Genomic DNA, 21,003 nt, shown 5'->3' with positions numbered 1-21,003 from the left:
CGACGCCGGTCACTTGGCAAGGTTCAGCCCACGCCGCAGTTCTTCATCAATCGCGGAAGTTGTTGAACTGCAAGGGCATGCCGAATTCCTTGGCGCGCAGGGCGGCAATCGCTTCCTGCAGGTCGTCGCGTTTCTTGCCGGTGATGCGCACTTGCTCACCCTGGATGGCAGCCTGCACCTTGAGCTTGGCATCCTTGACGTGGGCGACGATCTTCTTCGCCAGTTCCTTCTCGATGCCTTCGCGCAGCACCGCTTCCTGCTTCATTTCCTTGCCCGAGGCATAGGCGTCCTTGACCTCGAGGCACTGCACGTCGATCTTGCGCTTGACCAGTGCCATCTTGAGAATCTCGATCATGGCTTCCAGCTGGAACTCGGCTTCGGCGGTCAGGGTGACCGTGAGTTCCTTGAAGGCAAAGCTGCCTTTTCCCTTGAGATCGTAACGGCGGTCCAGCTCCTTGATGGCGTTGTCGACCGCGTTGGTGACTTCGTGCTTGTCCAACTCGGACACTACGTCGAACGAGGGCATGTGTTTCCTCCAAAAATGATCGGCGGCTCGTTGCAAGAAGGAGCACGCCTGGCTTGACGATTGAAATGCCCGCTCATTATAAGGGAGCCGGCCTGGTGAAAGGCCACCTGCGACTTGAATTCCGGCGTGGGTCATCAACATTCCCTGCGAGCCTGCAATGCAGAAGCCCGACCTGAACAACGCGCCCGCCGCCGAGCGTCCATTGAGTCGAACCTGGCATGTACTGGGGGTCGGCAGTCTGGGTGCGCTGTGGGCCTGCCGCCTGGACCGTGCTGGCGTGCCGGTGCAGCTGCTGCTGCGCAATACAGCGCGCCTGCAGGCCTACCATGATGCCGGCGGGCTGCGCCTGATCGAGGGCGACCAGACCCGCGTTCACTGCCTGCCGGCCACGACCGCGAACAGCGACGAGCCGATCACTCGTCTGCTGCTGGCCTGCAAGGCCTACGATGCGCAAGCGGCCATCACCCGTATCGCCGACCGCCTGGCGCCAGGCGCCGAGGTGATCCTGTTGCAGAACGGCATGGGCAGCCAGCAAGCGGTGGCCCGGATGCTACCGCAGGCACGCTGCCTCTATGCCTCGACCACCGAAGGCGCCTATCGCGCCAGTGATTTCCAGACGGTGTTCGCCGGGCAGGGTCTCACCTGGCTCGGCGATGCCGATCCAGGCCGTGCCGAGGCTCCGGTGGCGCTGCTGGCTGACCTGGTCCAGGCGGGCATCGCTCATCAGTGGACAGACGACATCGAATCGCGCCTGTGGCGCAAACTGGCACTCAATTGCGCAATCAATCCGCTGACCGTGCTGCATGGCTGTCGCAACGGGGCGTTGGCCGATCACCCTGACGAAGTGGCAGCGCTGTGCGCCGAGCTGGCAAAACTGCTGCGCGCATGCGGGCAGACGGCCGCAGCCGACGGTCTGCATGAAGAGGTGCAGCGAGTCATCCAGGCAACGGCTGCCAATTACTCATCGATGTACCAGGACGTCGACCAGGGCCGCCGAACCGAGGTCGACTACCTTTTGGGTTACGCCTGCACGGCGGCGCTCGACCACCAGTGCGAGGTGCCGGGTCTACAACGGCTGCAGGCACGACTGACGAAGGCCCTGCACAAGCCCTGAAGCCGCGTCGCTCCTTTCGCGGCCGCGGACCGCTCCTACACGAGGCTCGCACGCCCTGTAGGAGCGGTCATCGGCCGCGAAACAGGCGACACGATGTGTCAGGCAAATCGCAGTACCTGCTCCGTGGCCAACGAGCACTCCCACGGCGCTTGCAAAACAGTTTGCTACACTGACGCCCTGCCCTACCCTGGAAGCGACCACCCCAATGCCCCTGCGCCAGAGACTCGAAAACCTGCCGGTTGGCCAGAAGCTGCTGGCTGCCCTGCTGGTGCTGTTGACCACGGTACTGCTGGTCGCCAACCTGACCTTCATCAGTGCAGCCTACTGGATTTCCCAGGAAAGCATGGCACCCCAGGCCCTGCAGACCATCGGTCGACTGCTGGCCAACCCCAACCTCGCGCAGCGGGCGGCACGCTCGCCGCAAGACGCCGAGGCGTTGCTCGAAGAGCTCAACAGCTATTCGCCGCTGCGCGCCGCAGCCCTCTACGACGCCCAGGGCGAGCGCCTTGCCCAGCTGCAACACGGTGACCGCCTGAAGATGCCAGCGCGCTTCGACACCATCGAAAGCTGGCGCTCCACCGAATTCCGCAGCACCCAGTTGGTCCCGCTGCCCAACGCCGGCCATCTGTTGCTGGTAGCCAGCAGCGAGCTGCCCGTGGCGTTCTACACCGGCACCCTCACTGCGAGCCTCGGCATTCTGGTGTTCAGCGTGCTGTTGTGGATGATCATCGCCCGCCAGATCAAGCGCCTGATCACCCAACCCATCTATCGCCTCGAAGAGCTCTCGCGGCAGGTCACCCGCGAAGAGAACTACGCCCTGCGCGCCGGGCGCGGCAACCGTGACGAAATCGGTAGCCTGGCGGAAGCCTTCAACACCATGCTTTCGCGTATCGAAGCACGTGAGCAGCAACTCAAGCGTGCCCGCGACGACTCCCAGGCCGCCTACGATCAGGCCCAGGGCCTTGCTGAAGAAACCCGCCACACCAACCGCAAGCTGGAGCTCGAGGTCCAGGTGCGCAGCAAGATCGAAAAGAAGCTCACCGGTTTTCAGAACTACCTCAACAGCATCATCGACTCCATGCCCTCCGCACTCATCGCCCTCGATGAGCAACTGTACGTCACCCAATGGAACCAGGAAGCCAGCGCGCTCTCCGGCACGCCCCTGGACGAGGCGCTCAATCAGCCGATCTTTCTTGCCTTCGCCCCGCTCAAGCCGTTCCTGCCCCAGCTCAAGACCACGGTCGAAGAACACACGGTGGCCAAGATCGAGCGGGTGACCTGGGTCAAGGACGACAACCCCCGCCACTACGCGCTGACGTTCTATCCGCTGATGGGCGGCGCCGGTCGCGGCGTGGTGATTCGCATCGACGACATCACTCAACGCCTGTCCCTGGAAGAGATGATGGTGCAGTCGGAAAAAATGCTGTCGGTCGGTGGCCTGGCGGCGGGCATGGCCCACGAGATCAATAACCCGCTCGGCGCGATCCTGCACAACGTGCAGAACGTCAGGCGCCGCCTCTCCGCCGATCTGCCGAAGAATCTGGAACAGGCCAGCGACGCCGGTATCGACCTGGCAGCAGTGAATGCCTACCTGCAAGGAAGAGAGATCCCACAGCTGCTCGACGGCATTCAGCAGGCCGGCGCACGGGCCGCGAAAATCGTTACCCACATGCTCAGCTTCAGCCGCCGCAGCACCCGCGAGATGGCCCCCTGCGACCTGCCGGCGCTGATCGATCAGGCGGTGGAGATCGCCGGCAACGACTTCGACCTGGCGATCGGTTTCGATTTCAAGGGCCAGAACATCGTGCGCCAGTTCGACCCTGCACTGGGCCCGGTACCCGGCACGGCCAACGAGTTGGAACAGGTGCTGCTCAACCTGTTGAAGAACGCCGCCCAGGCCATTCACCAGCGCAACGACGAGCAGGAACCGGGGCGCATCATCCTGCGTACCCGGCTGAACCCGCCGTGGGCGGAAATCCAGGTCGAGGACAATGGCGTGGGGATGCCAGAAAGCGTACGCAAGCGCACCTTCGAGCCGTTCTTCACCACCAAGGAAATCGGCCAGGGCACGGGGCTGGGCCTGTCGGTGTCCTACTTCATCATCACCAACAACCACAAGGGCCAGATGGAAGTGCAATCCAGCCCCGGTCAGGGCACCTGCTTCACCCTGCGCCTGCCGCTGGCAGGCAACCCGCTGCCCCTCACCACCACGGAGATATGAGCATGGGCTTTCGCCTGTCGAAGATTTACACGCGCACCGGCGACCAGGGTGAAACCGGGCTCGGCGACGGGCGTCGAGTGCCAAAGGACCACCCACGGGTGGAGGCCATCGGTGAAGTCGATACCTTGAACAGCCAACTGGGCGTGCTGCTGGCGGGGCTGGCGGAGGATTCGCGGCTTAACGAGGTGAGCGAGGTGCTCATACCCTGCCAGCACCGTCTGTTCGATCTGGGCGGTGAGTTGGCCATGCCTGCGTACCAGGCGCTTACAGCAGGTGAGGTGGAGCGTCTCGAAGCGGCAATCGATACCTGGAACGAAGAAGTGGGCCCGCTGGAGAATTTCATTTTGCCAGGAGGCTCGATGCTGATCGCCCAGGCCCATGTCTGTCGCAGCCTGGCACGCACTGCTGAGCGTCGCTGCCAGCAGCTCAATGCGGTGGAGCCTTTGTCGGCAGTGAGCCTGGCTTATATCAACAGGCTGTCCGACCTGTTGTTCGTGGCGGCGCGGATCATTGCTCGGCGTCAGGCGGTTGCTGAAATTCTGTGGCAGCCTGCCAAATCGTAAGGGTGGCGCAGGTCATTTGTACTGCGTCATGTCAGTGGGTCTTGAGTGACCGCTGACGCGGCTTGCGCCGCTGCTACAGGGGGTGCGCGGAGCGGTCGTCAGGAAGAGGGCCAGAAGGCACGGATACCTGCGACGCCTTGGGCACCGATTTCCCAAGCTTTCGCCTGATCCTGCGGCCCCAGCCCACCGAGCAGGAACACCGGCTGGTTGAAACTCTCGACCAAACCACGCGCCTGATCCCAGCCCAGTGGCTGGGCATCGGGATGAGTCTGGGTCGGCTGCACGGGCGACAAGGTCACGAAATCCACGCCCATCTGCTGCGCCAAGGCCAGCTCTTCGGCGTTGTGACAGGAGGTCGCCAGCCACCGCTCCTGCGGAAACGGCCGACCTTTGCTGGCGTATTTGCGCAGCTGCGCCGAGGTCAGGTGCCATCCGGCGGAGGGAAAATCGCCCAGCCATTCCAGCGGGCCCTTGAGCATCAGCTGGGCCTTGCCGGCGCATAACCCGACCGCATCCACGGCAAGGTCGCGGTACTGCGGATCGTAGCCGTTGGGCGCGCGCAGTTGCAGTAGCTTGATGCCGCCGGCGATCGCCTTCTGCATACCGCGCAGCAGGGTCGGGTTGTCGAGCCCATCTGGCGTGATGAGGTACTCACCCGGCAGGCTCGCCGCCGTAACGATGGGGCGATTGGCCTCGGGAAACTCATAACCGGGCAGTTCGCGCGCCTTGACCCATGCCAACGGCTGGCCCTCGGCACCATGGGCTTCGCCGGTGAACGCAGACACTTCCCAGACATCCAGCAGGACCTGCTTGTCGGCGTAGTCGTGCTGCACCTTGATCAAAGGCCGCGCCTGGCTGACTTCGATACCCAGCTCCTCGCGCAGCTCACGCGCCAAGGCTGTGTGCACCGTCTCGTCGGCCTCGACCTTGCCACCGGGAAACTCCCACAGGCCGCCTTGGTGCTGGGTATCGCCACGGCGGGCAATCAGGATGCGGTTATCTGCGCCACGGATCACCGCAGCGGCTACATGTACTCGTTTCACTCGATCTCCAGACCGCGCTGAGCTGCCAACGCCCGACTGCACCTGCAAGGTGCAGCCGGGCGCGCCGGTCAGGTACGGTATTCGGCGTTGATCTTCACATATTCGTGGGACAGGTCGGTGGTCCAGATGGTCTCGCTGCAATCGCCGCGACCCAGCTCGATCCGGATACCGATCTCTTCCTGCGCCATCACCGCCGAGCCCTGCTCTTCGGTGTAGCTGGCGGCACGGGCGCCACGGCTGGCGATGCACACCTCGCCCAGGAACACATCGATCTTGCTGACATCCAACTCCGGCACACCGGCCCGGCCCACAGCGGCCAGGATGCGCCCCCAGTTCGGATCGGAAGCGAACAGCGCCGTCTTGATCAGCGGCGAGTGGGCCACGGTGTAGGCCACGTCCAGGCATTCCTGGTGGTTGCCGCCGCCGTTGACCTGTACCGTGACGAACTTGGTCGCCCCCTCGCCGTCGCGGACGATGGCCTGGGCCACTTCCATGCACACCTCGAACACGGCCTGCTTGAGCGCGGCGAACAGCGGGCCGCTGGCCTCGCTGATTTCCGGCAAGGCAGCCTGCCCGGTGGCGACCAGCATGCAGCAGTCGTTGGTCGAGGTGTCGCCGTCGATGGTGATGCGGTTGAACGACTTGTTGGCACCGTCGCGCAGCAGATCCTGCAGCACGTGGGAAGCGACCTTGGCATCGGTGGCGATGTAGCCCAGCATGGTTGCCATGTTCGGGCGAATCATGCCCGCGCCCTTGCTGATACCGGTCACGGTGACGGTCACGCCCTCGTGCTGGAACTGACGGCTGGCACCTTTGGGCAGCGTGTCGGTGGTCATGATGCCAGTGGCTGCAGCTGCCCAGTTGTCGATCGAGAGGTCATCGAGGGCGGCCTGCAAGGCCCCTTCGATTTTCTCCACAGGCAGTGGCTCGCCGATCACCCCTGTGGAAAACGGCAGCACGGCGCTGGCGTCCACGCCCGTCAATTGGGCAAGACGCGCGGTAGTGCGCTCGGCGGCGGCCAGTCCAGGCTCACCGGTACCAGCGTTGGCGTTGCCGGTGTTGGTCAGCAGATAACGCACGGCGCCGCCCACACGCTGCTTGGAGACGATCACCGGTGCCGCGCAGAAGGCGTTCAGGGTGAACACCCCAGCGACGCTGGAACCCTCGGCGCAGCGCATGACCACGACGTCCTTGCGCCCTGGGCGTTTGATACCGGCACTGGAAATGCCCAACTCGAAACCGGGAACCGGATGCAGCGTGGGCAACGGACCAAGACCAACAGCCATGTGAGCACTCCTTTGAGGAATCTGCGGCGTATCGTCGACGCCGCCATAATGGTTGACGCTACGAATACGCTACAGAACTTCCGTGGGAGCGGTCAGCGGCCGCGAAGCAGACGACACCGCATAGCTGTCTCTACGCGGTGCGGCCTTCGCGGCCGATGACCGCTCCTACGGACAGCCCAGGCATGTCGCGGCGTGATATTGCTGCAAAGCCTGTCGGAACGCGATCAGTCGATCTTGCCGTGGCAATGCTTGAATTTCTTGCCCGAACCGCACCAGCACAACTCGTTGCGGCCCAGCTTCTGGTCGTTGCGCACTGGCTCCGACACGGTAGCGGCAATGACTTCGGCATCTTCGGCCAACACTTCGGGCTGATCCAGGCCAGGCGCCGGAGCGTGTTCGAACTGCATGCGCGCAGCCAATTCCTCGGCATCGCGACGCAGACGCGCTTCTTCCTCGACCGGATCTTCTCGGCGCACCTGGACGTGGGACAGCACACGAATGGTGTCGCGCTTGATCGAATCGAGCAGTTCCTGGAACAGGCTGAACGACTCGCGCTTGTATTCCTGCTTCGGGTTCTTCTGGGCATAGCCGCGCAGGTGAATACCGTGACGCAGGTGGTCCATGGTCGACAGGTGATCTTTCCACAGGTCGTCGAGCACGCGCAGCAGAATCTGCTTCTCGAAGGTACGCAGGGCATCGGCGCTGGCCTGGTCTTCCTTCTCGGTGTAGGCCGCCAGCAGCTCGGCCATGACCTTCTCGCGCAGGGTCTCTTCGTACAGCTTGTCGTCGGCGTCCAGCCACTGCTGGATCGGCAGGCTCACACCGAAATCGGTCTGCAGGGCCGCTTCCAGACCGGCCACGTCCCACTGCTCGGGCAGCGACTGGGGCGGAATGTGCTGGGCAAACAACTGGCCAAGCACTTCCTGGCGGAAGTCGGCAATGGTGTCGCCGACATTGTCGGACGCCAGCAAGCTATTGCGCATGTGGTAGATGACCTTGCGCTGCTCGTTGGCGACGTCGTCGAATTCCAGCAACTGCTTGCGGATGTCGAAGTTGCGGCCTTCCACCTTGCGCTGGGCCTTCTCGATGGCGTTGGTCACCATGCGATGCTCGATGGCTTCGCCGGACTGCATGCCCAACGCTTTCATGAAGTTCTTCACCCGGTCGGAGGCGAAGATACGCATCAGGCTGTCTTCCAGCGACAGGTAGAAGCGGCTGGAGCCGGCGTCACCCTGGCGACCAGCACGGCCACGCAACTGGTTGTCGATACGGCGCGATTCATGGCGCTCGGAAGCGATCACATGCAGGCCACCGGATTCAAGCACCTGCTGGTGACGCTTCTGCCAGTCGGCCTTGATCTGCGCGATCTGCTCTTCGGATGGATTTTCCAGGGAAGCGACTTCCACTTCCCAGTTGCCGCCCAGCAGGATGTCGGTACCCCGACCGGCCATGTTGGTGGCGATGGTCAGCGCGCCGGGACGACCGGCCTGGGCGATGATCTCGGCTTCCTTCTCGTGGAACTTGGCGTTGAGCACCTTGTGCTCGATGCCTTCCTGGTTGAGCAGGCGCGACATGTGCTCGGAGGTTTCGATGGTCGCAGTACCCACCAGCACCGGCCGGCCCTGGGCCATGCTTTCCTTGATGTCGGTGACGATGGCGGCGTACTTCTCGTCCGCGGTCAGGTAGACCAGGTCGTTGAAGTCCTTGCGCGCCAGCGGCTTGTTCGGCGGGATCACCATCACGTTGAGCTGGTAGATCTGGGCGAACTCGAAGGCCTCGGTATCGGCCGTACCGGTCATGCCCGAGAGCTTGTTGTACAGGCGGAAATAGTTCTGGAACGTGGTCGAGGCGAGGGTCTGGCTCTCGGCCTGGATGTTCAGGTTTTCCTTGGCCTCAATGGCCTGGTGCAGGCCCTCGGACAGGCGACGGCCCGGCATGGTGCGGCCAGTGTGCTCGTCGACCAGCAGGATCTGCCCGTCCTGGACGATGTATTCGACGTTGCGGTTGAACAGCTTGTGCGCGCGCAGGCCGGCATAGACGTGGGTCAGCAGACCCAGGTTGTGTGCCGAGTAGAGGCTCTCGCCTTCGGCCAGCAGGCCGGCGCGGGTGAGCATTTCCTCGATGTACTGGTGGCCGCCTTCGTTGAGTTCGACCTGGCGGGTCTTCTCGTCAATGCTGTAGTGGCCTTCCTTGGTGACCTGTCCCTCGACTTCCTCGATGTGCTGCTCGAGTTGCGGGATCAGGCGGTTGATTTCGGTGTACAGCTTGGAGCTGTCCTCGGCCTGGCCGGAGATGATCAGCGGCGTACGGGCTTCGTCGATGAGGATGGAGTCGACTTCGTCGATCACGGCGAAATTCAGCTCGCGCTGGAATTTCTCTTCCATGCTGAACGCCATGTTGTCGCGCAGGTAGTCGAAACCGAATTCGTTGTTGGTGCCGTAGGTGATGTCGGCGGCATAGGCCAGACGCTTCTCTTCCGGCGGAGCGAACGGCGTGACCACGCCCACGGTCAGGCCCAGGTATTCGTACAGCGGACGCATCCAGTTGGCGTCGCGACGGGCCAGGTAGTCGTTGACCGTGACCACGTGCACGCCCTTGCCGGACAACGCGTTGAGGTACACGCCCAGGGTCGCTACCAGGGTCTTGCCTTCACCGGTGCGCATCTCGGCAATCATGCCTTCGTGCAGGGTGATGCCGCCGATCAACTGGACATCGAAGTGCCGCATGCCCATGACACGCTTGCCGGCTTCGCGGCAGACGGCGAAGGCTTCGGGCAGCAGTTGGTCGAGGGTCTCGCCTTTTGCCAGGCGGGCCTTGAACTCTGCGGTCTTGGCGCGCAGCTGCTCGTCCGAAAGGGCCACCATCTGCTCTTCGAAGGCATTGACGGCTTGTACCGTCTTGAGCATGCGTCGTACTTCACGCTCGTTCTTGCTTCCAAAAAGTTTCTTTAACAAAGGCGCAAACATATTGGCAGGATCTTCCACACATAGGGATGGAGGGCGGCCCCGTGAGTCGCCCGTGCAGCCCTCATGGCCGCATGCGAACGAGCATTCTACCCGGAAACGATGGAGAGGAAAGTGGCGTGATGTCCACGATGCTGGCACAGCGTTGTGACGGGGCGGTTTTACAATAAGGGCTTTTTCGGCAACTTCAACCCGCAAGGTGCAGATGTCATCCACTCGAACGCTTGCGGACCGTCTGCAGGACCCATGCAAACCGGTGTCGACAAGGGATTCTGTTAACATGCCGACTCTGTAACTTCAGGTGTATCTTCATGGTCTTTCGCCCCCTGCCCGCCCGGGCACCAGCGGTTCTGCTGCGCGAAGCCAAGCCGCTCAAGGCCCTGTTCAGCCACGCCCAGCGCTTGTCGCACCTGCAACGCCTGTTCGAGAGCCAACTGCAACCGGCAGCGCGCCAGCATTGCTACGTCGCCTCATGGCGCGAAGGCAGCCTGCTGCTGATCGTCACCGACGGCCACTGGGCCACGCGCCTGCGCTATCAGCAGAAGCGCCTGCAGCGCGATCTGCAGGCCTTGCCGGAATTCAGCAGCCTGACGCGCATCCTGTTCAAGGTGCAACCGCCCACCGTGCAGAGCAAGGCCGGCGAGCGCAGCATCGACCTGTCCATCAGCGCGGGCGAGAACATCCAGGCCACTGCCGAGGGCATCAGCGATCCCAACCTGCGTGCGGCACTGGAGCGGCTGGCGGCCCACGCCAAGCGCGTGCGCTGAGCGCACTGGCCAGGCCCTGAACCCCAGGCAAAAAAAAGCCACCCATTGGGTGGCCTAGAAAAGTGAAACCAGAGAAGAGAGGTTGTATCAACCCAACGCAGCTGGCCGCATGTAGGAGATCGGTACCGTGCTGGCATCTTCGAACGTGACCACTTCCCAGGCATCGTCCTGCTCGAGCAGACGACGCAGAAGCTGGTTGTTCAGTGCATGGCCCGACTTGTAGCCACGGAATTCGCCAATCAGGCTGTTACCCAGCTGATAGAGATCGCCGATTGCATCGAGAATCTTGTGTTTGACGAATTCGTCTTCGTAGCGAAGACCGTCCTCATTCATGACGCCTGCCTCGTCCACCACGATAGCGTTCTCGACGCTACCGCCCAGTGCACGATTGTGCTTGCGCAGGTATTCAAGGTCGCTCATGAAACCGAATGTCCGGGCGCGACTGACTTCCTTCACGAAGGAGGTACTGGAAAAGTCGACGCTGGCACTCTGCGTGCGATCCTTGAAGACAGGATGATCGAAATCTATTTCGAAGCTCACCTTGAACCCTTCGAAAGGCAGGAAGGTGGCGCGCTTGTCGCCCTCTGTCACTGTCACTTCACGCAGGATCCGGATGAATTTCTTCGGCGCGTCCTGTTCTTCCAGGCCCGCCGATTGAATCAGGAATACGAAGGGTCCGGCGCTGCCATCCATGATCGGCACTTCGGACGCGGAGAGCTCGACGTAGGCGTTATCGATTCCCAGGCCCGCCATGGCCGACAGTAGATGCTCTACGGTGTCGACCTTGACGTCGCCATTGACCAAAGTGGTGGACATCGTGGTGGCGCCGACATTGTGGGCGCGCGCAGGAATCTGCACGACCGGATCAAGGTCGACGCGGCAGAACACGATGCCGGTATCCACGGGCGCAGGCTTCAAGGTCAGGTAGACCTTCTCACCGGAGTGCAAGCCGACGCCTGTGGCACGGATAATATTCTTCAGGGTGCGTTGTTTAATCATGGCATTGGCCGCTTCAGCGCAAATTGCGAACTGGTATCAACAAAGGCTGGCGATGATAGCAGACCGAACCTTTGCTGAACACCAATCACCCTAATACCCCTGATAAATTGCATCAATCGGCCTGACGACGCAGGAAGGCCGGGATGTCCAGGTAATCCAGGTCATCTTGTGGATTGAGCTTGGCCGCCGCTGCTGCGCCGGCGTGTGCCTGGTTGCGCATTACGGTCGGGCGATCCAGGTCGCGGTAGTTCACCGACGGTGCATCCTGGCGAGCAGGTTGCTGCGAAGGTGGAGGCGTCTGCGCCGCGGTCTGCATGGTGTTGTCGATGACCTTCACAGGCTTCTCGATCTTCGCACCCAGGCCAGTGGCGACGACAGTGACGTGCAGCTCGTCGCGCATGTCCGGATCGATCACGGTGCCGACCTTGACCATCGCGTGGTCGGAGGCGAACGCTTCGATGATGCTACCCACGTCGGAGTATTCACCCAGCGACAGGTCCGGGCCTGCAGTGATGTTGACCAGGATGCCACGGGCGCCCTGCAGGTTGACGTCTTCGAGCAACGGGTTGCGAATGGCCGCTTCGGTGGCCTCGCGAGCGCGGTTCGGGCCGGTGGCGCAGCCGGTACCCATCATCGCCATGCCCATTTCGCTCATCACGGTGCGCACGTCGGCGAAGTCGACGTTGATCATGCCCGGACGCTTGATGATGTCGGAGATACCGCGAACGGCACCGGCCAGCACGTCGTCGGCCTTGGCGAACGCCGACAGCAGGCTGGCGTCCTTGCCCAGGATGGTCAGCAGCTTCTCGTTGGGAATGGTGATCAACGAGTCGACGCTTTCGGACAGCATGCGAATGCCTTCGTCGGCGATCTGCATGCGCTTGCGGCCTTCGAAGGGGAACGGACGGGTCACGACCGCAACGGTCAGGATGCCCATTTCCTTGGCCACTTCGGCAATGATCGGCGCTGCACCGGTACCGGTACCGCCACCCATGCCGGTGGTGATGAAGACCATGTTGGTGCCTTGCAGCACTTCGGCGATGCGCTCGCGGTCTTCCATCGCGGCCTGACGGCCGACTTCGGGGTTGGCGCCAGCGCCCAGGCCCTTGGTCACGCCGGTGCCCAGCTGCAGGATGGTACGTGCGCCGATGTTCTTGAGTGCCTGAGCATCGGTGTTGGCGCAGATGAACTCAACGCCTTCGATGTTGCTCTTGACCATGTGGTTGACGGCGTTGCCGCCGCCACCGCCGACACCGATAACTTTGATTACCGGGCTTTGCGGGATGTTGTCTACGAGTTCGAACATGTGCCCTCTCCTTTCTCTATTTGTGTGCGCCTACCGCTACTGCCGTTTTGAATCAGAAATTGCCTTGTACCCAACGCTTCAGCCGTTCCAGCACTGGAGCCTTGGTGTCGTCGCTATAACTGCTGCTGTTGCTGATGCCTGACAGGTTCAAGCCATCGGACTGTTTCTGCAGGCCATACATCAGCAGGCCCACGCCGGTGGAATAGATCGGGTTGCTGATCACGTCGCTCAGCCCCCGCACGCTATGCGGTACGCCCAGGCGCACCGGCATGTGGAAGATTTCTTCGGCCAGCTCGACCGCGCCTTCCATTTTTGCCGTACCGCCGGTCAGCACGATGCCGGCCGGGATGAGGTCTTCGTAGCCGCTGCGACGCAGTTCGGCCTGGATCAGGGTGAACAGCTCGTCGTAGCGTGGCTCGACGACTTCGGCCAACGCCTGGCGCGACAGCTCGCGCGGAGGACGGTCGCCAACGCTGGGCACCTTGATGGTCTCACCGGCGCCGGCCAGCTTGGCCAGGGCGCAGGCGTAGCGGATCTTGATCTCTTCGGCGTACTGCGTGGGTGTGCGCAGGGCCATTGCGATGTCGTTGGTGACCTGATCGCCGGCAATGGGAATAACCGCGGTGTGGCGGATGGCGCCCTCGGTGAAGATGGCGATATCGGTGGTGCCGCCGCCGATGTCCACCAGGCAGACGCCCAGTTCCTTCTCGTCGTCGGTCAGCACCGAGTAGGCCGAGGCCAACTGCTCGAGGATGATGTCGTCGATTTCCAGGCCGCAACGGCGCACGCACTTCTCGATGTTCTGCGCAGCGTTGACCGCGCAGGTCACCACATGGACCTTGGCCTCCAGACGCACGCCCGACATGCCCAGAGGCTCGCGAACGCCTTCCTGGTTGTCGATCACGTAATCCTGCGGCAGGGTGTGCAATACGCGCTGATCGGCTGGGATCGCCACGGCCTGAGCCGCATCCAGAACCCGCTCCAGGTCTGCCGTGCTGACCTCACGGTCGCGAATGGCCACGATACCATGGGAGTTCAGGCTGCGAATGTGATTACCTGCGACACCGACGAACGCCGAGTGGATGCGGCAACCGGCCATCAGCTGGGCTTCTTCGACCGCACGCTGGATCGACGCCACGGTCGACTCGATGTTCACCACCACGCCCTTCTTCAGGCCGCGCGAGGGGTGGGTACCGATCCCGACGATGTCCAGCGTACCGTCGGCCGCAACCTCGCCCACCAGCGCCACCACCTTGGAAGTGCCGATGTCCAGCCCGACGATCATTTTGCCGCTTTGAACGTTTGCCATGGTCCTGCCTCTTGTCAATTCTTCGCGACGGCGGGCTTGTCCGCCATCGGGGCGCTCGGTTCACGCCAGCCCACGGCCAGGCCGTTGGCATAGCGCAGGTCGATACGCGCGATATTCGTGATCTGTTCTTTCAGTGTCTTGTCGTAAATGGCGATAAAGCGGCGCATTTTTTCCAGCAAGTGGTCACGCCCCAGCAACAGCTCGATGCCCGGGCCGGCGCTTCCTGCGCCTGTGGTGAGAAACCAGCTGCCGCGTTCGGTCAGTTCCAGTCGGGCAACCGAATAGCCCAATGGACGCAACATCTGACTCAGCACCTGGTATTGCTGCATCACCTGCTGTTGGGCCCGTGCCGGGCCGAACAACTGCGGCAAGTGTTCGTAGTTACCCAGTTCGCGAGGCGCGAACGCCTGGCCCTGGTTGTTGAGCAGCGACTCGTTGCCCCAGCGCGCCACTGGCAGTTGCTCTTCCAGGCGAATCACCACCTGGTCGGGCCACACCCGGCGCACTTCGGCGTGGGCGATCCAGGGCATGGTTTCAAGCTCGGTGCGCATGCGGGTCAGGTCGATGCTGAAGAACGTCGTGCCGACATAGGGCTGGATGCGCTCCTGCACCGACTCCTGGTTGATGTAGGCCAAGTCGCCCTGCACCGACACCTTGGTGATCGGTCGGTCGGCGTAGGGCATCAGGTACTGAGCCCCTTCGTAGGTGCCAAAGCCCAGACCCACCAGCAGCACCGGCCACATCAGCTTCCTGAAGATGCTGAAGTTGGCCTTGGGCAGGCGCACCGACAGTGGCTCCTTGGCCACCATGCGGCTGGCACCACGCGGCACCGGCTTGTTGCGGCCGATGGCAGGTGACTGATGGCGAATCATTGGGCCGTGCATGGTCTTACCCTCGTGCCTTGCAGCTGGCGGCTAAGATCGCCAGCACCAACTGCTGGAAATCCAGGCCAGCCGCTTTCGCCGCCATGGGCACCAGGCTGTGATCGGTCATGCCCGGGGCCGTGTTGACTTCCAGCAGCCAGAAACGGCCCTGCTGGTCCTGCATCACATCCACACGCCCCCAGCCCTGGATGCCGATGGCATCGCAGGCGCGGGCGCAGAGGTCGATGAGTTCCTGTTCCTTGGCCGGCTCAAGGCCGCAGGGAACGCGATACTGGGTATCGTTGGCGACGTATTTGGCGTCGTAGTCGTAGAACGTGTGGGGCGTACCCAACGCGATGGGGGGCAGCATCTGGCCACGCAGGGTCGCAACGGTGAACTCCGGGCCGTGGACCCATTGCTCGACCAGCACTTGCGAATCGTAGGTGCTGGCGGCTTTCCAGGCGGCGACCAGTTCGTCGACGCTGTTCACCTTGGCCATCCCGATGCTTGAACCTTCATGGGCGGGTTTGACGATCAAAGGGAAGCCCAGTTCCCCAGCGGCGAAAATACAATCCTGCTCGCTGGCCAGCACCGCGTGCGCGGGGGTCGCCAGACCCAGGCTCTGCCACACCTGCTTGGTGCGCAGCTTGTCCATCGCCAGGGCGCTGGCGAGGATGCCGCTGCCAGTGTAGGGGATGTCCAGGCACTCGAGCAGGCCCTGCATGCTGCCGTCTTCGCCGCCACGGCCGTGCAGGATGATGAAGGCACGGTCGATCTTCTGCGCCTGCAGGCGGGCCAGCAGGTCGTCGCCGACGTCGATCCCGAACGCGTCCACGCCCGCGCTCTGCAAGGCCTGCAGGCACGCGGCGCCCGATTTCAGCGAGACCTCGCGCTCGGCGCTCTTGCCACCGTAGAGCACGGCCACGCGACCGAAGTCACTGGGCATGATCTGCGAACGCAGGGTGTTGGAATCCAGAATGTTCATTGCGATTTCTCCGGGGCCTGCGCGAACAGCGGGCTTTTGAGCAACTGCGGGGCAAGGCCGCCGATGTCACCGGCACCCTGGCAAAGCAGAATGTCGCCGGCACGCAGCAGCGGCTTGACCAGGGGCGCCAGCTCGACGCCGCGCTCGATGTAGATGGGGTCCAACTGGCCGCGCTGGCGGATGCTGTGGCAAAGCTGACGGCTGTCGGCGCCTGGAATGGGTTCCTCACCCGCCGGGTAGACCTCCATCAGCAGCAGCACATTGGCGTCGGCGAGCACTTGTACGAAATCGTCGTACAAGTCGCGGGTACGGCTGAAGCGGTGGGGCTGATATACCATCACCAGACGTTTATCGGGCCAGCCGCCGCGCACGGCGCTGATCACGGCCGCCACTTCGCGGGGGTGATGGCCGTAATCGTCGACCAGCATCACGCTGCCGCCTTCGACCGGCAATTCGCCGTACACCTGGAAGCGTCGGCCGACGCCCTGGAACCCGGACAGGCCCTGGACGATGGCGGTGTCGCTGATGCCCTCGTCGGTGGCGATGGCAATCGTCGCCAAGGCGTTGAGCACGTTGTGGTTGCCCGGCATGTTGACCGACACGTTGAGCGGCTCGCGGTCGCGGCGCAGCACCGTGAAGTGGGTCAGCATGCCCTGCTGGCGCACGTTGATGGCGCGCACGTCGGCTTCTTCGCTGATGCCGTAGGTCAAGGTCGGGCGGGCGATCTGCGGAAGGATCTCGCGCACCACCGGGTCGTCCAGGCAGACCACCGCCAACCCGTAGAACGGCAGGTTGTGCAGGAACTCGACGAAGGTCTTCTTCAAGACATTGAAGTCGCCGCCGTAGGTCGCCATGTGATCGGCGTCGATGTTGGTGACCACGGCCACCAGCGGCTGCAGGTGCAGGAAGCTGGCATCGGACTCGTCGGCTTCGGCGATCAGGTAGCGGCTGGTGCCCAGCTGGGCATTGGTGCCAGCTGCGTTGAGCCGGCCACCGATGACGAAGGTCGGGTCCAGGCCACCGGCGGCGAACACCGAAGCGATCAGGCTGGTAGTGGTGGTCTTGCCGTGGGTCCCGGCCACGGCGATGCCGTGCCGATAGCGCATCAGCTCGGCGAGCATCTCGGCGCGCGGCACCACGGGAATACGGCGCTCCAGTGCGGTGGCGACTTCCGGGTTGCTGGTGTTGACGGCACTGGAGACCACCAGCACGTCGGCGCTGGCGGCGTTTTCGGCACGGTGGCCGATGAAGATCTGCGCGCCGAACGACGTCAGTCGCTCGGTCACGGGCGACGCCTTGAGATCGGAACCCGAAACGTCGTAGCCCAGGTTCAGCAACACTTCGGCAATGCCGCACATGCCCACGCCGCCGATGCCGACGAAATGGATGCGACGGATACGGCGCATTTCCGGTTGTGGAATGGCTTTCTGGTTCTCAACCATGGGCCACCTCCAGGCAGACGTCGACCACATTGCGCGTGGCATCGGGTTTGGCCAGGCGGCGGGCAGTGCTCGCCATGCTCAGGAGTTTTTCGGGTTGCATCAAAACCTCTTTCAGGCGCTCGGCAAGTTGTGCCGCGCCGGTTGTCGCTTGTGGCATCAGGAAGGCAGCGCCTTCGCGGGCCAGATAATCGGCATTGCGCGTCTGGTGATCGTCGATCGCGTGGGGCAGCGGCACCAGCAGGGACGGCAGGCCGGCGGCCGCCAGTTCGCTGATGGTCAACGCGCCGGCGCGGCAGACCACCAGATCGGCCCAGCCATAGGCCTGGGCCATGTCCTTGATGAACGGGGCGACCTGCGCCTCGACACCGGCGGTGCGATAACGCTCGGCGGTGATTTCATCGTGTTTCTTGCCGGCCTGGTGGAACACCTCTGGCCGGTACTGCGCCGGAACCTGCGCCAGGGCTTCGGGCAACAGCTTGTTCAACGGCTCGGCACCCAGGCTGCCGCCCAGCACCAACAGGCGCGGCTGGCGCCCGATGAGCGCCTGGCGCGGGGTTTCCATGAACAGCTCGGTGCGCACCGGGTTTCCGGTGGTGCGGCGCTTGGCGGACGCGGCAAAGGTGTCGGGGAACGCTTCGCAGACGCGGCTGGCAAAAGGCACCAACAGGCGATTGGCGGTACCGGCCACGGCATTCTGCTCGTGGACGATCACCGGCACGCCGGCCAGCCGTGCGGCCACGCCGCCGGGGCCGGTCAGGTAACCGCCAAAACCGACCACGCACACCGGCCGCAACTGGGCAATGATGCGGCGTGCCTGGAACACGGCCTTGCAAATCGCGAACGGCGCCTTGAGCAACGCCAGACGGCTTTTGCCGCGTACGCCGCTGACGTCGATCAAGTGCAGTGGCAGGCCGTTGGCCGGCACCAGTTCGTTCTCGATGCCGCGCGGCGTGCCCAGCCAGTGCACGCTGAAACCGCGCGCCTGGAATTCACGTGCACAGGCCAGGGCCGGGAACACGTGACCGCCGGTGCCGCCGGCCATGATCAGTACATTGCCTTTACCGGCCATGGGGCGTCTCCTCGGCGAAATCGCTCTCGCTGAATTCCACCTCTTCGCTGCCCAGGTGCGAGCGGCTCTCCCACTCGATCCGTAGCAGCAGCCCCAGGCAGGCACAGCAGATCACCAGCGAGCTGCCGCCGTAGCTGAGGAACGGCAAAGTCAGGCCCTTGGTCGGCAGCAGGCCAACGTTCACACCGATGTTGATCAGGAACTGGCCGATCCACAGGAACGACAAGCCGTACGCCACGTAGGCGGCAAAGTACTGCTTGGCCCGCTCGGCCCAGTAGCCGATGTACATGCCACGAATGCAGACGAATACGAACAGTGCGACCGTGCACAACGAACCCACCACGCCCAGTTCTTCGGCGAGCACCGAGAACACGAAGTCGGTATGGGCTTCGGGCAGGTAGAACTGCTTCTGTACGCTGTTGCCCAGGCCGACGCCGAACCATTGGCCACGACCGAAGGCGATCAGGGCCTGGGTCAATTGGTAGCCGGAACCGAACTGGTCGCTCCACGGGTCGGTGAAGGTGATCAGACGCGCCATCCGGTACGGCTGGGCCTGAACCAGCACGAACACCGCACCGACCGCCAGGGCGACCATCAGGGCGAAGCGGAACAGGCCCACGCCGCCCAGGAACAGCATGGCGGCAGCAGCGCCCATCATGACCACCGTGGCGCCGAAGTCCGGCTCCATCAGCAGCAGTCCGGCCATCGGCAGCAACACGAAGAATGGCTTGAAGAAGCCCATCCAGCTGTCGCGCACTTCCTGCTGGCGACGCACCAGATAACCGGCCAGGAAGATCACCACGAAGACCTTGGCGATCTCCGAGGGCTGCACGTTGAACATGCCGAAGCCGATCCAGCGCATGGAACCGTTCACTTCGCGTCCGATGCCAGGCAGCAGCACCATCACCAGTAGGCCGAAAGCGGCAATCAGCAGCGTGCCGCCCAGGCGCTGCCAGGTGGCAATGGGCACCATCATGGTGACGATGCAGGTGCCGATGCCGATCACCAGGTAAACCAGGTGACGGATCATCATCGACAAGGAGTTGCCCGAATTGACCGCCGCCACTTCGGAAGACGCCGAGGTGATCATGACCAGGCCGAGGCCCAGCAAGGCCAGGCAACCGGCCAGCATGGCGAAGTCGATGTCGATCCCGCGGCCGCTGATCAGCGGCGAGGGAAATGGCTTGATGACACCAAAGATCATGACAAGCCCTCTACTGCATGGGCGAACAGGCGCCCGCGTTCTTCGTAATTCTTGAACATGTCCAGGCTCGCACAGGCCGGCGAGAGCAGCACGGCATCGCCGGGCTGCGCCAGTTCGGCACAGCGCTGAACCGCTTCCTCGATCGAGGCCACGTTAACCTGGGCAACATCCGGCCCGGCAACGGCGGCGATCCGTGCAGCATCGCGGCCCAGCAGCACCAGCGCTCGGCAATGGCGCTGGATGGGCTGGCCGAGCGCCGTGAAATCCGCGCCCTTGCCGTCGCCACCGGCGATCAGCACGAGCTGGCCTTCGATGTCGGCGCCCAACCCTTCGATGGCGGCAATCGCAGCACCGACGTTGGTGGCCTTGGAATCGTCGTACCAGGCCACGCCGTCACGCTCGCGCAGCCACTGGCAACGGTGCGCCAGACCGGTGAATTGGCGCAGGCTGGCCAGCATGGCATCGAACGGCAGACCGACCGCATGCCCCAGGGCAAGGGCGGCTAAGGCATTGGCCTGATTGTGCGCGCCGCGCACCTTGAGCTCACCGACCGGCATCAGATTCTCGAATTCGTAAGCGAGATACTTCTGCCCGCCTTCCTCGCGGAGGCCGAACGCCTTGAAATCCGGTTTGTTGAGACCGAACGTCCAGCACGGCATGCCCTCGCCGATCAACGGCCGGCTCAAGGCATCCTGGCGATTGAACACCACCTTGCGCGCACCCCGGAAGATCCGGTGCTTGGCCAGGTGGTAGGACGGCAGCCCGCTGTAGCGGTCCATGTGGTCTTCGCTGACGTTGAGCACCGTGGCCACTTCGGCATTGAGCTGATGGGTGGTTTCCAGCTGAAAGCTCGACAGTTCCAGCACGTACAGCTCGACGTCGTCGTCGAGCAGATCGAGTGCCGGTTGCCCCAGGTTGCCACCCACCGCCACGCGCTTGCCCGCCGCCGCTGCCATCTCGCCCACCAGCGTGGTCACGGTGCTTTTGGCGTTGGAACCAGTAATCGCCACGATCGGCGCCTTGGCATGACGGGCGAACAGGTCGATATCGCCGGACAACTGCACGCCGCGGGCCGCTGCCTGTTGCAAGGCAGGCGTCGCCAGCGCCAGGCCGGGGCTCACGTAGAGTTCGTCGGCGCGGCACAGAAACTCGACGTCCAGCTCACCGCAGCGCACTTCTACCTGAGGGTAGTCACGACGCAGCGTTGCCAGTTCCGGCGGCGCTTCGCGCGTGTCGGCCACGGCAAACGCCACGCCCTGGCGCGCCAGGAAGCGCACCAGGGACATGCCGCTCTTGCCGAGGCCGACAACGATGCGGAAGTGGGAAGAAGCGATCAGAGACAC

General features: G+C 63.3%; 17 protein-coding genes. 4 read left to right on the top strand and 13 right to left on the bottom strand.

Annotated elements, in window-relative coordinates; genetic code table 11:
* Positions 1-46 precede the first annotated feature (46 nt).
* Positions 47-526: a YajQ family cyclic di-GMP-binding protein gene (locus tag LT40_RS04125; RefSeq protein WP_043186872.1), complete on the bottom strand. Its 480-nt coding sequence runs from the start codon at positions 524-526 to the stop codon at positions 47-49.
* Between the two features lie 202 nt (positions 527-728).
* On the opposite strand from LT40_RS04125, the gene LT40_RS04120 reads away from it, so the two are divergent.
* The 3 genes from LT40_RS04120 (at position 729) to LT40_RS04110 (ending at position 4,424) form a co-directional block, all read left to right on the top strand.
* Entirely contained in the window at positions 729-1,640 is a 912-nt protein-coding gene (locus LT40_RS04120) for a putative 2-dehydropantoate 2-reductase (RefSeq protein ID WP_043193283.1), read from the top strand.
* Positions 1,641-1,845: 205 nt separating this feature from the next.
* Positions 1,846-3,861, top strand: coding sequence for a sensor histidine kinase (locus LT40_RS04115; protein ID WP_043186870.1), 2,016 nt, complete (start codon positions 1,846-1,848; stop codon positions 3,859-3,861).
* Between the two features lie 2 nt (positions 3,862-3,863).
* Positions 3,864-4,424 carry a cob(I)yrinic acid a,c-diamide adenosyltransferase gene (locus LT40_RS04110; protein WP_043186869.1) on the top strand — a complete coding sequence of 187 codons (561 nt, stop codon included), beginning with the start codon at positions 3,864-3,866 and terminating at the stop codon, positions 4,422-4,424.
* Between the two features lie 98 nt (positions 4,425-4,522).
* Here the strand turns inward: LT40_RS04110 and LT40_RS04105 are convergent, their stop codons facing one another.
* The 3 genes from LT40_RS04105 to secA all read right to left on the bottom strand — a co-directional run bounded on the left by LT40_RS04105 (position 4,523) and on the right by secA (position 9,719).
* Complete coding sequence (locus LT40_RS04105; RefSeq protein WP_043186866.1) at positions 4,523-5,467, bottom strand: Nudix family hydrolase; 945 nt, start codon at positions 5,465-5,467, stop codon at positions 4,523-4,525.
* A gap of 68 nt (positions 5,468-5,535) precedes the next feature.
* On the bottom strand, positions 5,536-6,753 hold the full coding sequence (gene argJ / locus LT40_RS04100; protein ID WP_043186864.1) for a bifunctional glutamate N-acetyltransferase/amino-acid acetyltransferase ArgJ: 1,218 nt from the start codon (positions 6,751-6,753) through the stop codon (positions 5,536-5,538).
* Positions 6,754-6,977: 224 nt separating this feature from the next.
* The gene (gene secA / locus LT40_RS04095; RefSeq protein ID WP_043186862.1) at positions 6,978-9,719 is read right to left on the bottom strand and encodes a preprotein translocase subunit SecA; all 2,742 of its coding nucleotides are present in this window, start codon (positions 9,717-9,719) and stop codon (positions 6,978-6,980) included.
* Positions 9,720-10,027: 308 nt separating this feature from the next.
* On the opposite strand from secA, the gene LT40_RS04090 reads away from it, so the two are divergent.
* Entirely contained in the window at positions 10,028-10,483 is a 456-nt protein-coding gene (locus LT40_RS04090) for a DUF721 domain-containing protein (RefSeq protein WP_043186860.1), read from the top strand.
* 87 nt (positions 10,484-10,570) lie between these two features.
* On the opposite strand, the gene lpxC is transcribed toward LT40_RS04090, so the two are convergent.
* From lpxC to murD, 9 genes are all read right to left on the bottom strand, one after another.
* Positions 10,571-11,482: a UDP-3-O-acyl-N-acetylglucosamine deacetylase gene (gene lpxC / locus LT40_RS04085; protein WP_043186858.1), complete on the bottom strand. Its 912-nt coding sequence runs from the start codon at positions 11,480-11,482 to the stop codon at positions 10,571-10,573.
* 112 nt (positions 11,483-11,594) lie between these two features.
* The gene (gene ftsZ, locus LT40_RS04080; RefSeq protein WP_043186856.1) at positions 11,595-12,788 is read right to left on the bottom strand and encodes a cell division protein FtsZ; all 1,194 of its coding nucleotides are present in this window, start codon (positions 12,786-12,788) and stop codon (positions 11,595-11,597) included.
* Positions 12,789-12,840: 52 nt separating this feature from the next.
* Entirely contained in the window at positions 12,841-14,097 is a 1,257-nt protein-coding gene (ftsA, locus tag LT40_RS04075) for a cell division protein FtsA (protein ID WP_043186854.1), read from the bottom strand.
* Between the two features lie 14 nt (positions 14,098-14,111).
* On the bottom strand, positions 14,112-14,981 hold the full coding sequence (locus LT40_RS04070; protein ID WP_043186852.1) for a cell division protein FtsQ/DivIB: 870 nt from the start codon (positions 14,979-14,981) through the stop codon (positions 14,112-14,114).
* Positions 14,982-14,985: 4 nt separating this feature from the next.
* Entirely contained in the window at positions 14,986-15,945 is a 960-nt protein-coding gene (locus tag LT40_RS04065; protein ID WP_043186849.1) for a D-alanine--D-alanine ligase, read from the bottom strand.
* A complete protein-coding gene (murC, locus tag LT40_RS04060; RefSeq protein ID WP_043186847.1) occupies positions 15,942-17,387 on the bottom strand; it encodes a UDP-N-acetylmuramate--L-alanine ligase in 1,446 nt (481 codons plus the stop codon). The genes LT40_RS04065 and murC overlap by 4 nt, the downstream gene beginning before the upstream one ends.
* The gene (murG, locus tag LT40_RS04055) at positions 17,380-18,456 is read right to left on the bottom strand and encodes an undecaprenyldiphospho-muramoylpentapeptide beta-N-acetylglucosaminyltransferase (RefSeq protein ID WP_043186845.1); all 1,077 of its coding nucleotides are present in this window, start codon (positions 18,454-18,456) and stop codon (positions 17,380-17,382) included. Before murG ends, murC begins: the two co-directional genes overlap by 8 nt.
* A complete protein-coding gene (ftsW, locus tag LT40_RS04050) occupies positions 18,446-19,660 on the bottom strand; it encodes a putative lipid II flippase FtsW (protein ID WP_043186842.1) in 1,215 nt (404 codons plus the stop codon). Before ftsW ends, murG begins: the two co-directional genes overlap by 11 nt.
* Positions 19,657-21,003 (bottom strand): UDP-N-acetylmuramoyl-L-alanine--D-glutamate ligase, encoded by a 1,347-nt coding sequence (murD, locus tag LT40_RS04045; RefSeq protein WP_043186839.1) that lies wholly within the window; start codon positions 21,001-21,003, stop codon positions 19,657-19,659. Before murD ends, ftsW begins: the two co-directional genes overlap by 4 nt.

Source organism: Pseudomonas rhizosphaerae (assembly GCF_000761155.1).
In the GTDB taxonomy this organism is placed as follows: Bacteria; Pseudomonadota; Gammaproteobacteria; order Pseudomonadales; family Pseudomonadaceae; genus Aquipseudomonas; species Aquipseudomonas rhizosphaerae.
This window is presented reverse-complemented; position numbering and strand designations above follow the sequence as displayed.